Source organism: Streptomyces palmae, assembly GCF_004684805.1.
Lineage (GTDB): Bacteria > Actinomycetota > Actinomycetes > Streptomycetales > Streptomycetaceae > Streptomyces > Streptomyces palmae.
The window spans coordinates 1-11,736 of sequence record NZ_SRID01000212.1 but is presented as its reverse complement, the minus strand read 5'-3'; the positions used below and the strand labels follow the sequence as shown (position 1 = coordinate 11,736).

Sequence of the window (11,736 nt, the reverse complement as noted above, 5' to 3'; positions counted from 1 at the left end):
ACGTCATCCTCGTCCCCCGTCATCCCCTCACGGGCGAACCCTGGCGTCCACCCGGCGACGATGCGGCCGTGGTGCCGCTGGACAGCGGAGTCTGGGCGTACCTCGCCCACCCGGGCGAGACCTCACCGATGCCCGCGACAGGGACGCTTCCGTACGGCGTCCTACGCGACGACTACCCCCTGCCACCACACCCCTGGTACCCGTTGACGCCCCACCACCGCGCCTTCAAGGACACCCTGGCGGGGCTGCCCGCCATACGATCCCCCAGGCTGCGCAGATACCACGATGCGTACCGATCGTGAACGTCTGACTGGGCGTCTGCGGCGCCGCGCGCAGCGGTCCGCTCATCCTTCGACTCGGATCTGAGGCCTCTTTGATGCGCCAGCCCCTCCTGGTGGTTTCCGCGAGACCGGGGGATGAAGTTCCTCGGTGAGCGTTGCGGCTCAGCGAGGTCGGCGTACGAAGCCATTGAGCTGGGCCATCAGTTCCCGGTTGGTGGCCCGGGCGGCTTGGAGGTCCTCGTCGCTTTCGGCGAGCCGGTCCCTGAGGTCGGCGATCTGTGGGCATGCCGAGCTGTACGGTGCGGGACCGGCGCAGGACCGTGGTGGCTTGGCGGATCTCGTCCCGTTCTTCGTCGGTGAGGGTGTCGAGGTCGCTCTCGACCCTGCGGCCCAGTCCTGCCCGCCAGCCCGCCACCGTCCTCAGCAGGTGGCACACAGCGGAGCGCCAGCGCCCAGACGGGCAGGCGCGATGCAGTTCCGCACGGCACAGGACCGGTACCCGATCAAGGGATGATCTGGCGACGGCCGTGCGATCCGCAGCGGCTCGTCCCAGCCCAGCCCGGCCAAGAAGTCTCATGTTTGGAGTTCTTGGTGCAGCTAACAGCTCAAAGGCTTCAGCCGACCTGATGGCCCTTTCTGCCCTGGCGCCGCGAGGTCGGCACCCGGCCGTCGTCGGCGTCGCAGGTCAGACCGTTGACCACGCCGACCACCCCGTCGATGCGGTACGTCAGCTGGATCGCCAACGGGATGTCGCTGCGGCGCTCCAGGCACCCTCCCAGCGTGACCATGCCGTCCCGGACGGAGATGGTCACGGCGTCGGGCGGCCGTCGCATGGCGCGGGTGAACACCTCCGCGATGACGTCCCGGCGGATCTCCTCGTCGGTGCGCAGGAAGACACGCAGCAGGTCGCGGCGGGTGGCGATGCCGATGAGCCGGTCCTCCTCGTCCACGACCGGGAGGCGTTCGACGCCATGGCGTTCCATGACGCGCGCGGCGTCCGCGACCCGCTGTTCGGGGTGCACCGTGACCGCGGGCGATGTCATCAGGTCCTCGGCGGTCACGGCCCGGGCGGCGGCGGCCGCGCGGCGGGCGGAGCGCCGCAGTGCGGGCAGTCGGAACCACCGTGCGGGACGGTCGGCGCCCTGGGCCGCCTGGCGGCGGATCAGGTCTGTCTCGGAGATCACGCCCAGGACCTTGTCGTCGTGGTCGAGTACCGGCAGCCCACTGATCCGGTGCTGGGCCAGCAGTCGTGCCACGTCCTTCAACGGCGTCTCCCGGCGGGCTTCGACGACCTCGCGGGTCATCACTTCACCGACGACGTGAGTCATCACACCCACTTTCCTCCTTGTCCGCCGTCTCCCGGCGGTGGGATCGAGCGCTGCGCCCGATGCCCGACGAAGAGGGCGGGGCCGCTCCGCTCCGCGATGGGCACCAGGGGCCGGATTGCGCGGGCCCGCTCGGCCGTGATGGTCGATGTCGTCCTGTCGGACCATCCCCGGGGAGCCGGCCCCTGGTGCCTCTTCAGCTTCCCCGCCGGGCGGCGGGTGGGGCAGGGGCCGAGCGGCCCTGGGTCGGGGACCGAACTGCCCACGGCCTCGGGGGCCAATGGCCGAGGAATCCGCGGCAGGGGCCGCGTATCGCGGGGCGCGCCCCGGCGGATGGAGGGCGGTGGCCCGGCCCGAGTGGTCACCTCACCGGTGACGGTGGGCCATCCCGGCCGGCCGCACGGCGCGACGCGCCCTCGACCCCATGGGAACCCCGCCGCGGCCGCGTGTGGCGGGTCGTGTGCTCGCGGGCGGACAGGGCGGCGGCGGTGGTGGTGGTGAGCTTGCCGCCGCCTACGGTCCTCGGGGCGGCCGATCCGCAGCGCCGGTCGTCCGGGCCCTGCGGCTTCTCCAGCAGCCCCACCGGGCGAGGCGACGCCGTCAGGGCAGCAGGGGGCGATCGGCCCTGGTTCTTCGACCCGCCATCGCGGGAGGATCTCCGAGAGGCAAGCGACCGGTCACGCCCAGTGGGCGCCTCCCGGTCCCGCAACGGACAGTGCAGAACGAGGAGATGGCGATGGCGGACAGCCAGCGGCCCGACCACGAGAACCTTATCCGGGTCTTCCTGCTGGACGACCACGAGGTGGTACGGCGCGGGGTGCACGACCTGCTCGACGACGAGCCCGACATCACGGTGGTCGGCGAGGCCGGCACGGTCGAACAGGCCCTGGTGCGTGTCCCCGCGCTGCGCCCGCAGGTGGCGGTGCTCGATGTGCGCCTGCCCGACGGCAACGGGGTGACCGTCTGCCGCGAGCTGCGGTCGAGGATGCCGGAGCTGGCCTGCCTGATGCTGACCTCCTTCGACGACGAGGAGGCGCTCCTCGATTCGATCATGGCCGGCGCGTCCGGCTACGTCCTGAAGCAGATCCAGGGCTCCGACCTGGTCTCGGCCGTCCGCACGGTGGCCTCGGGCCAGTCGCTGCTCGACCCCAGCGCCACCACCAAGCTGCTGGCCCGGCTGCGCAACGACCAGCAGCAGGAGGAAGAGGAGGAGCCGGACGCGCTGCCCGGCCTGACCGACCGGGAGCGGGAGATCCTGGCGCTGATCGGCGAGGGACTGACGAACCGTCAGATCGGCCAGCGACTCTACCTCGCGGAGAAGACGGTGAAGAACCACATCTCCCGGCTGCTGGCCAAGCTCGGCGTGGAACGGCGTATCCAGGCCGCGGTGATAGCCACCCAGGCCCAGGACCGGCTCCGGCGCGAAAGGAACTGAGCCCGGATCCTCCGCGCCCGTGCGGTCGATGGATCACCGGGGGCAGGCGGCGAGCCGGATGGCCGGCTGCCCCTTGGGCCTTCCCAGGCCGGTCATGAGACCGCTGCCCTCTGACCGGCCCCGCGAATTTCCCGCGACTGTGGGTTTTCACCTGGTGGCACGGCGCGCCCTCGGCGAACGGCCATGACGCCGCCCAGGGGTGTCCCGACCGGCCAGTGGGCACAAGCCGTCTGGCGGCGGCGGTCGCGATCGGCACCTCTCGCGCGGCTCAGCACCGCGCACGGGAACGAGCGGAGGGAACAGAGCCGCCCGTCACTGCGCCGGCGGTTGTCCGTGACGGGTTCGGCGCGTCCGGTCACGGGTGACCCGATACGGAAACCAGGCGCGAACCCGTGGCCCGCAGAGGCCGAGGGGTGGCCGGGGCCGCTGTCGCCGCGCGGACCGGCGGGCGGGTGCGTTGCCGGGGTGCCCGTATCGAAGCACGAGCCGATCGGCCTCCCGAGAAGGCCGGTCGGCCCATCGGCCCCCGTGAGGAGGCGGGCCACGATGGTGAGCACCGTTCCCCCTGCACACCCCCCTGCCGAGGAGACCCATGCTTTCGCCCGAATCGGCCACCGTCGTCCGCGCCACCCTGCCCGCCGTCGGCGGAGCCCTGGAGGAGATCACCGCGCGGTTCTACGACTCGATGTTCGCCGAGCAGCCCGAACTGCTGGACGGGCTGTTCAACCGCGGCAACCAGGCCAGCGGCGAACAGCGCCGTGCCCTGGCCGGGTCCATCGCCGCCTTCGCGCAGGCGCTGCTCGCCGACCCCGACGCCCGACCGGACGCGCTGCTGTCCCGGATCGCCCACAAGCACGCCGCCCTCGGTGTCACCGAGGACCAGTACACGATCGTCCACAAGTACCTCTTCCGGGCCATCGCCGAGGTGCTCGGCGACGCGGTCACACCGGAGGTCGCCGCCGCCTGGGACGAGGTGTACTGGCTGATGGCCGGGGCCCTGATAGCCCGGGAGGCCCGCCTGTACCAGGAGTCGCAGGTCGATCCCCGGAACCCGTGGCGGCAGTGGACGGTGGTGGAGCGGCGGGAGGAGACCCCCGACGCGGTCTCCTTCCTGCTCAGCCCGGTCGACGACGCGCCGGTGCCGCAGGCCCGCGCGGGCCAGTACGTCAGCGTCCGGGTGAAGATGCCCGACGGTGTGCACCAGCTGCGCCAGTACAGTCTGACGGGCGTCCCCGGCGACCGGCTGCGCCGTATCACCGTCAAACGGGTCGCGAGCGTGGCCGACGCCCCCGAGGGCGAGGTGTCCAACCAGTTGCACCGCACCGTCCGGGCCGGCGACGAACTCGCCCTGTCCGCCCCGTTCGGCGATGTGGTCCTGGATGACGCCGACAGCCCGCTGCTGCTGGTCTCGGCCGGCATCGGCTGCACCCCGATGGTCGGCATGCTCGAACACCTCGCGGCCACCGGCGCCACCCGCCCGGTCACGGTGCTGCACGCGGACCGCTCCCCGGCTGACCACGCCCTGCGCGCGGACACCTGCCGCCTCCTCGACCGACTGCCCGAGGCCCGGGCCGAACTCTGGTACGAAGAGGACGCCGCCGCCCAACCCGGTGCCCACACCGGCCTGATGGACCTCGACGGACTGGACCTGCCGGCCGACGCCGACGTCTACCTGTGCGGCTCGCTGCCCTTCATGCGAACCGTGCGGGCCCAACTGCTCAAGGCGGGCATTCCTGCCCAGCGCATCCGTTACGAGGTCTTCGGCCCCGACCTGTGGCTGGCTCACGCGGAAGGCTGAGCATCGTCACCGAGGGCCGGGGCGACGGGGTCGGCGCCCCGGTCTGCCCTGTAAGCCGTGCCGGCCGGGGTGGCCGGTGCGCTCAGGGTGATCGTGCCTGGTCGGCGCGCCCTTGCGGCCGGGCGGCGATCAGCGACGCTCGCAGCGGCCGCGGTTCATCGCGTGGTATGTGCGCCCTTGATCTCGCGCCCGGTGACCAGCTCGGACTCGACGCGTACGAAGACCCCGTCGCGCACCGGCATCCACGACTGCGGTCCGGTCCGCGAGAGCCGTTCGTGGTCGGCAGGGTCGGTCACCACGGTGGCCCGGCCGGTGACGACCACACTCCAGCCGGACTGGGTCGCCGCGGAGAACTCGTCGGCCTCGAAGGCGACGACGACGCCGTTGATGGCGTGTACCAGGTCCGAGTCGGCCGAGGTGTACAGCAGGACCGAGGCGTCCTCGTCCAGGGAGTAGTTGACCGGGAGGACCGCGGGCAGCGCCTGCCGGGTGTACACGACCCGGCCGACCGGCACCTTGGCCAGCAGGCGAAGGCATTCCTGCCGGTCGAGAGTGCGAAAGGCATCGTTCTCGAGCATCGCACCATCCTCAGCGCGGCCGACCGGCACCGGGTAGGGCCGGTCGGCCCTACTTTTCCGGTGCCCGCCGCGGACTCGGTGCCGAAGGAGCCGGGCAGGCGATCCCGGGCGCGGATCCCGGCAGGAGGGCCGGCCGGAGCCGAGGTGAGGACCGTCAAGCCCGGCGGCAGGGACCCATGGCCCATGCCGCCCGGATGTCCGCGAGCGGACAGTGGCTGAACGATCGCCGATCCGCACGCACGATGCCCGTGGTTCGCCTGCGGTCCCGGTTCGCAGAGCCACCGTGAGCAAGAGGGAAGGGACGGACGGTATGGTCCAGTCTTCGACGACGGAAAGCAGTGGGACGGCTTCGGGTGCGTCGGCGCCCGGCCGGGCCTGGTTGATGCTCTCCCTGGCCACCGTCGGGTTCGCCGTCAACTTCTGGGCCTGGGCGCTGCTCAGCCCGCTCGGCCCCCGTTTCAAGGACACCCTGGACCTGACCTCCTTCCAGCAGTCGCTGCTGGTGGCCGTGCCGGTCGTCGTCGGCTCCCTGGGGCGCATCCCGGTGGGAGCGCTCACCGACCGGTTCGGTGGGCGCGTGATGTTCCCGATCGTCTCGGCGGCCACCACGGTGCCCGTGCTCTATCTGGGCCTGGCCGGACACTCCTCACTCACCGCGCTGCTGGCCGGCGGGTTCTTCCTGGGCGTCGGCGGCACCGCCTTCGCCGTCGGCGTGCCCTTCGTGAGCGCCTGGTTCCCGCCCGAGCGGCGGGGCCTGGCCATCGGAGTCTTCGGCATGGGCATGGGCGGCACCGCGATCAGCGCCCTCACCACGGTGAAGCTGGTCGACGCCCACGGCATGGCGAACCCCTTCCTGATCACCGCGGGCGTCCTCATGGCGTACGCGGTCGTGGCCGCGCTGGTGCTGCGGGACGCCCCCGGACGCACCGTGCCGACGGAACCGCTGGGCCGGCGTCTTTCCGCCGCTCTGCGCCTGGGCATCACCTGGCAGGCGTCCGCCCTGTACGCGGTGGCCTTCGGTGGCTACGTCGCCTTCTCGGTCTACCTGCCCACCTACCTCAAGACGGGCTACGGTCTGGCCCAGGCCGACGCGGCCAACCGGATGGCCGGGTTCGTGCTGCTCGCGGTCGCCATGCGGCCGATGGGCGGCTGGCTGTCGGACCGCATCGGCCCGGTGCGGGTGCTCGCGGGCACGCTGGGCGTGGTGCTGGCCGGGGCGCTCGCGCAGTCCTTCACGCCTGGCCTGGCGCCGGTGGGCACGATCGCCTTCCTGGCCATGGCGGCCGCGCTGGGCGCGGGCAGCGGTGCGGTGTTCGCGCTGGTGGCCCTGCTGGCCCCGGCGAACAAGGTCGGCTCGGTCACCGGCATCGTGGGCGCCGCGGGCGGGTTGGGCGGCTTCGTGCCGCCGCTGCTGATGGGTTCGCTGTACGGCGCCTACGGCTCGTACGCGATCGGCCTGGTCCTGCTGGGCGTGGCCGCGGCGGCGGCGCTGACCTTCACCGAGACCGGGGTGCGGCACGCGCTCACCCGCCGCGCCTCCGCCTCCCCCTCCCACTGAACCGGCACAGAGCGGAACCGGAGTCCTTCGATGTGCGAGTACTGCGGCTGTCAGTCCGTGGCGGCGATCGACGAGCTGACCCGCGAACACGACGAGGTCGTCACCCTGATCAGCCATGTGCGCGGGGCCCGGCGCGACGGCGACATCCCCGGGATGGCCGAACTCGCCCGCCGTATCACCGCTGTCCTGGTCCCGCACACCCGGGTGGAGGAGCACGGGCTGTTCCCCGCGATGGCCGCGGAGTTCCCCGACCACATCGCCGCCCTGGAGGCCGAGCACCGCCGCATCGAGGCGGTGCTCGCCGAGGCGGCGCCCGGCGTGCCGGCGGATCCCACCTGGCCGGACCGGCTGCTGGAGGTGCTCACCCTGCTGCGTGATCACATCCTCAAGGAGCAGGACGGCCTCTTCCCCGCCTCGCTGGCGACCCTGTCGACCGAAGAGTGGGAGGCCGTCGAGGCGGTGCGCGCCGCAGCGGGCAGCGCCCTGACGCCACCCGCCACCTGACCCCCCACCGCCGGGCGGCAGACCGCTTCGCCCCGCCCGCTCACCGTTCCCGTGCCCGCCCGGACCACCCGGCCGGGCACGGGAACATTCGGCATGGTCCCGCCGAACCGGTCGCCAGTGTGCGCCCCGGCCTCGCCGGAGCCGGGACCGCGGTCCCCGCCGCGCGGTGCCTCAGCTCGAGGACGGGCCCACGTCCTCGGTGGTCAGCGGGGCCCGGGTCAGCTCGGGGGCCGCCTCGTACTGCTCGGCGCCCGCGTGCTTCGCCGTCGGCCGCTTCCGGCCGTTGATGTCCGTCACGACGGCCGGGAACGGCCCGGCCGCCGACTTGATCGCGTCCACCTTCAGCGAGTCGGCGGTGAGCCGGAACACCCCCGCCGCGTCGGCCTTCAGCCGCGGATCGGCCTGCACACCGCCGCCGTCCGGTAGCTCGCCCCGGTCCTTGCCCACCACGTTGCCCCGCCAGGTGAAGTTCTTCGGCCGGCCCGGGGTGCGCACTGCCTTGCCCTGGGAGATCAGGATGTTCGCCGCCACGGTCACCTCGGACGCCGGCGTGGTGTCCGCGCGGACGTTGAGGGCGGGCTTGTCCCCCTCGACGACGACCGTGTTGTGCACGACCAGCGCGCGCCGCGCGGGCCGGTGCGTGGCGTCCCCGGAGTCCAGGACGAGACCGATCGTGCCGCGCACGTGGTTGTTGAAGACCCGGTGGTCGTCGCCGCAGACCCGGATGCCCGCGGTGCCGAAGAGGAAGTTGCCGGTGACCTCGCTGTCGTTCCCGGCCCGCAGCACGATGGAGCCGCGCTTCCCTTCGGTGATCGTGTTGTTGCGGACCGTGTTGCCGGAGCACTTCACCGAGATCACCTCCTCGTCACCACCGCACCGCACGAAGAGGTTCTGCTCGATCACCGCCCCCGCCACGGCCGGACCCTTGTCGCCGTAGCCGAGCCGGATCGCCTCCCCGCCGTTGGCACCGGCGAAGGTGTGGTCGTGGAAGAGGTTGCGGTCCACCCGCACCCGCTTGGCCACCTCGTCCCCGGGGCCGTTGATCTGGAGGAAGACGCCCTCGGACGCCTTGTTGCGGAAGGTGTTCCGGTCGACCCGGGTGTCGTCGGCCTCCACCATCAGCCAGGTGTTCTTCCCCGAAGGCTCGTCGAACTCGAAGAGGTTGCGGGTGACCCGGATGTGCCGGGCGGCGGACCGTACCCGCAGCATGGTGGACTGCCGGAACTGGAAGCCCGACAACACCAGGTGCTCGACCCGCCCCTCGTCGGGGAACTCGAAGCTGGCCTCTCCGTCGAACACCGCCTTGCCCCGGCGCGCGGAGACGATGGTGATCGGCGCCTCCTCGGTGCCGGACCGGGTGAGCCGCAGCGGCTTGTCGGGCCGGTACTGGCCCGGGGCGACCTCGATGCGCTGACCGGGCCGGGCCTCGGCGAGCGCCTTCCGCAGCGACGCCACGTCGCTCACCGATACCACCGTCTCGGCGGTGACAGCGGTGCGGTGGGCCTCGTCCCCTTGGACGGACTGGGTGGCCATGTCTGAAATCCCCTCCTGATGAGCCTGGTGGTCCCGCCGACACAGACCGGCGACCGGGCTCTGACCAGCGGATCTTAAGGCTGCGTCGGCCTGGTCCCTGACCAGCGGCGACGATAATCGGTCACATCGGAAGACCGGTGCTGTTACGGCGTGTCGCGCTGGACGCGCAGGTGACCCGGTATGTGGTGCGGCCCCGAGGCGACCCGGCTGGTCGGTGACGGCTTCAGGGCCTCGCACATCCGCACGTTCCCGCATGCCTCCGGTCGCCGGCCGAGGCCCTTCCGCAGCGGCGGCGATAGGGTTGGCACAAGCACCACCGCGGGCCCCTGTCAGCCGGACACGCCTCGGAGGTCGGCTCCGCTGGTCAGGCCATGAGCCCCATCCCGGGGCGGGTCCGGCAGACCCGAACCTGTGGGCACCCGACACCGGGGACGCACGATGGGAAAAGGTGGGAGCGGCCTTTCCGGAACGTCGCTGCGCGCAGTGCGCGAAGTGCTGGCACGGCATGTCGACTCCGGGAGGATTCCTGGGCTGGTCGCCCTGGTCGGCCGGGGCGAGGAGGCACACGTCGAGGCAATGGGGACGATGCGCCATGGCGGCGGTGCGCCGATGCGCCGGGACACGATCTTCCGAATGGCCTCGACGACCAAGCCGGTCGCGGTCGCGGGGACGGTGGTCCTGCTGGACGAGGGCCGGCTGCGGCCGGACGACCGGATCGACGGGTGGCTGCCGGAGCTCGCCGACCGGCGGGTGCTCAGGCGGGCCGGCGGCCCGCTGGACGAGACCGTGCCGGCGCGGCGACCGATCACCGTGTGGGACCTGCTCACCTCCACGTTCGGGCTCGGACTGGATATGACGGCGCGGAACTCTCCGATCATGGACGCGCTCTTCGAACAGGGGGTTTACGGCCAGAAATGGTTGCTGCCCGCACCGGAACCGGACGAGTGGATACGCCGCCTCGGCAGGCTTCCGCTGATGCACCAGCCCGGGGAGCGGTGGCTGTACAACGTCAGCGACGATGTGCTCGGGGTGCTCGTCGCCAGGGTCACCGGCCAGTCCTTCGAGACGTTCCTGCGCGAACACGTATTCGATCCGCTGGGCATGAAGGACACCGGTTTCCATGTGTCCGCCGACAAGATCGACCGGCTGCCGCCCCTGTACGCCTCCGATCCGCGTACCGGCGAGTTCGTGGTGAGGGACGAGGCGGAAGGGGGGCACCACAGCCGGCCTCCGGCGTTCCCCTCAGGCGGCGGCGGACTCGACTCGACCGTCGACGACTACCACGCCTACTTCCGGATGCTGCTCCACCACGGGATGCACGGGAGCCGGCGGATCCTGTCCCGGCACTCCGTTGAGCTGATGACCACCAACCGCCTTCCGCCCGAGCAGCGTGCCACCCTGCAGGCCTCGGCCCACGGCATGGCTCATTTCCCCCAGGGTCAGGGGAGGCCCGACGGCTGGGGCTTCGGGATGGCGGTGCGCGGCTACCGCGGCCGCGTCGCGCCCATCCGCCAGTTCGGCTGGGACGGCAATGTCGGCACCACGGCATACGCCGACCCGGGCAACCAGCTCGTCGGCATCCTGCTCACCCAGACCGGGATGTCCACCTCGGCGCGGACCATCCACGACTTCTGGACCACGCTCTACCGGGCGGCCGACGGCTGACGGACCCTCCTTCTGCGGTCCGCGATGAGTTGTCCGACCGGCTCAGAAGTGTTCACTGACGCCATGTCAAGACCGATAGCCGCAGGGGATGTTGGCTCTCGGTGGCCTCGCCCCGCCGCTCACCGAGCATGGCGACAGGCTGGGCGAGCGGGCGGGAGGCAGGATCGTGATCCTCGCCTCGGCGCCAGGAAGTACTGTCGCAAGCATGGTCGAACACGATGCCCTCAAGACCACTCGCGAGGCTTACGACGCCGTCGCCCCCGAATACGCGCAGATGTTCGGCGGCGAACTGCGCGACAGGCCCCTGGACCGCGCGATCCTGGGTGCCTTCGCCGAGGCGGTCAGCGCCAGCGGCGGCGGCCAGGTGGCGGACCTGGGGTGTGGACCCGGGCACATCACCGCTCATCTGCGTGAGTTGGGGCTGGCGGCGTTCGGCGTGGACGCCTCGGCCGCGATGATCACATTGGCTCGTCAGGCCTACCCGGGCCTGCGGTTCGAGGTGGGCTCGATGGCCGCGGTGAACATCGCTGACGGCGCGCTGGACGGCGTACTCTCGCGGTGGTCCGTCATCCACACCCCACCGCGGGAACTCCCCGCCATCCTGGCGGAGTTCCACCGCGTGCTGGCGCCTGGCGGCCACCTTCTGATCGGCTTTTCGGCCAGCGATGGACCGTCTCACCCGACGCAGTCCTTCGATCACGCGGTCGCGCTGGCCTACCGGTGGTGGCCGGATCACCTCGCCGAGATGCTGCGCGGGGCCGGGCTCGCCGAGGTGGCCCGGATGGTGCGCCAGCCTCAGCCCACCGACCGGCGGCAGTTCCAGGAGATCCACCTGCTCGCCCGCAAGGAGCGGTGAGGGACAGTCCGACCGGTGGCGTGACCGGGCAAGGCTCGGGTGGCACCGGTCGGCTTCCGCGGCTGGTGCCTGCGGCCCGCTGCCGGTCCCTGGCCGCGGGATCGCGGCTCAGCTCGGCGAAGGCGGTCGCCGAGGCCGGGTCGGCGAGGTGGAGGTGGGCGACGCGCAGGTCCCGGTTTCCGGCCGTCTCGGCGATGCCCCTG

Annotated in this window: 9 protein-coding genes and 1 pseudogene; 7 read left to right on the top strand and 3 right to left on the bottom strand. The window is 71.9% G+C overall.

From position 1 onward, the window contains the following. Positions 1-302: pseudogene (locus tag E4099_RS20750) on the top strand (hypothetical protein); the annotation flags it as partial. 593 nt (positions 303-895) lie between these two features. On the opposite strand, the gene E4099_RS20745 reads toward E4099_RS20750, so the two are convergent. After that, complete coding sequence (locus E4099_RS20745) at positions 896-1,609, bottom strand: CBS domain-containing protein (RefSeq protein WP_135340598.1); 714 nt, start codon at positions 1,607-1,609, stop codon at positions 896-898. 733 nt (positions 1,610-2,342) lie between these two features. On the opposite strand from E4099_RS20745, the gene E4099_RS20740 reads away from it, so the two are divergent. Continuing rightward, on the top strand, positions 2,343-3,041 hold the full coding sequence (locus E4099_RS20740; protein WP_135340597.1) for a response regulator: 699 nt from the start codon (positions 2,343-2,345) through the stop codon (positions 3,039-3,041). 592 nt (positions 3,042-3,633) lie between these two features. Next, positions 3,634-4,839: a globin domain-containing protein gene (locus E4099_RS20735; RefSeq protein ID WP_135340596.1), complete on the top strand. Its 1,206-nt coding sequence runs from the start codon at positions 3,634-3,636 to the stop codon at positions 4,837-4,839. 155 nt (positions 4,840-4,994) lie between these two features. Here the strand turns inward: E4099_RS20735 and E4099_RS20730 are convergent, their stop codons facing one another. Beyond that, a complete protein-coding gene (locus E4099_RS20730) occupies positions 4,995-5,417 on the bottom strand; it encodes a pyridoxamine 5'-phosphate oxidase family protein (protein ID WP_135340595.1) in 423 nt (140 codons plus the stop codon). Between the two features lie 310 nt (positions 5,418-5,727). On the opposite strand from E4099_RS20730, the gene E4099_RS20725 reads away from it, so the two are divergent. Both E4099_RS20725 and E4099_RS20720 read left to right on the top strand, forming a co-directional pair. Continuing rightward, positions 5,728-6,975 (top strand): nitrate/nitrite transporter, encoded by a 1,248-nt coding sequence (locus E4099_RS20725; RefSeq protein WP_135340594.1) that lies wholly within the window; start codon positions 5,728-5,730, stop codon positions 6,973-6,975. A gap of 30 nt (positions 6,976-7,005) precedes the next feature. Then, positions 7,006-7,479 (top strand): hemerythrin domain-containing protein, encoded by a 474-nt coding sequence (locus E4099_RS20720; RefSeq protein WP_135340593.1) that lies wholly within the window; start codon positions 7,006-7,008, stop codon positions 7,477-7,479. A gap of 171 nt (positions 7,480-7,650) precedes the next feature. Here the strand turns inward: E4099_RS20720 and E4099_RS20715 are convergent, their stop codons facing one another. Beyond that, the gene (locus E4099_RS20715; protein ID WP_167828436.1) at positions 7,651-9,012 is read right to left on the bottom strand and encodes a polysaccharide lyase 6 family protein; all 1,362 of its coding nucleotides are present in this window, start codon (positions 9,010-9,012) and stop codon (positions 7,651-7,653) included. 438 nt (positions 9,013-9,450) lie between these two features. Between E4099_RS20715 and E4099_RS20710 the strand changes: the two genes are divergently transcribed. Next, positions 9,451-10,677: a serine hydrolase domain-containing protein gene (locus tag E4099_RS20710; protein ID WP_135340591.1), complete on the top strand. Its 1,227-nt coding sequence runs from the start codon at positions 9,451-9,453 to the stop codon at positions 10,675-10,677. A 205-nt stretch (positions 10,678-10,882) separates the two neighbouring features. Continuing rightward, on the top strand, positions 10,883-11,533 hold the full coding sequence (locus tag E4099_RS20705) for a class I SAM-dependent methyltransferase (protein ID WP_135340590.1): 651 nt from the start codon (positions 10,883-10,885) through the stop codon (positions 11,531-11,533). The last annotated feature ends 203 nt before the right edge of the window (positions 11,534-11,736 follow it).

Excerpts from the sequence above, each read along its gene's own strand:
- E4099_RS20710 (WP_135340591.1), top strand. The coding sequence starts at position 9,451 with ATGGGAAAAGGTGGGAGCGGCCTTTCCGGAACGTCGCTGCGCGCAGTG.
- E4099_RS20740 (WP_135340597.1), top strand. The coding sequence starts at position 2,343 with ATGGCGGACAGCCAGCGGCCCGACCACGAGAACCTTATCCGGGTCTTC.
- E4099_RS20705 (WP_135340590.1), top strand. The coding sequence starts at position 10,883 with ATGGTCGAACACGATGCCCTCAAGACCACTCGCGAGGCTTACGACGCC.
- E4099_RS20725 (WP_135340594.1), top strand. The coding sequence starts at position 5,728 with ATGGTCCAGTCTTCGACGACGGAAAGCAGTGGGACGGCTTCGGGTGCG.
- E4099_RS20720 (WP_135340593.1), top strand. The coding sequence starts at position 7,006 with ATGTGCGAGTACTGCGGCTGTCAGTCCGTGGCGGCGATCGACGAGCTG.
- E4099_RS20715 (WP_167828436.1), bottom strand. The coding sequence starts at position 9,012 with ATGGCCACCCAGTCCGTCCAAGGGGACGAGGCCCACCGCACCGCTGTC.
- E4099_RS20735 (WP_135340596.1), top strand. The coding sequence starts at position 3,634 with ATGCTTTCGCCCGAATCGGCCACCGTCGTCCGCGCCACCCTGCCCGCC.
- E4099_RS20730 (WP_135340595.1), bottom strand. The coding sequence starts at position 5,417 with ATGCTCGAGAACGATGCCTTTCGCACTCTCGACCGGCAGGAATGCCTT.
- E4099_RS20745 (WP_135340598.1), bottom strand. The coding sequence starts at position 1,609 with ATGACTCACGTCGTCGGTGAAGTGATGACCCGCGAGGTCGTCGAAGCC.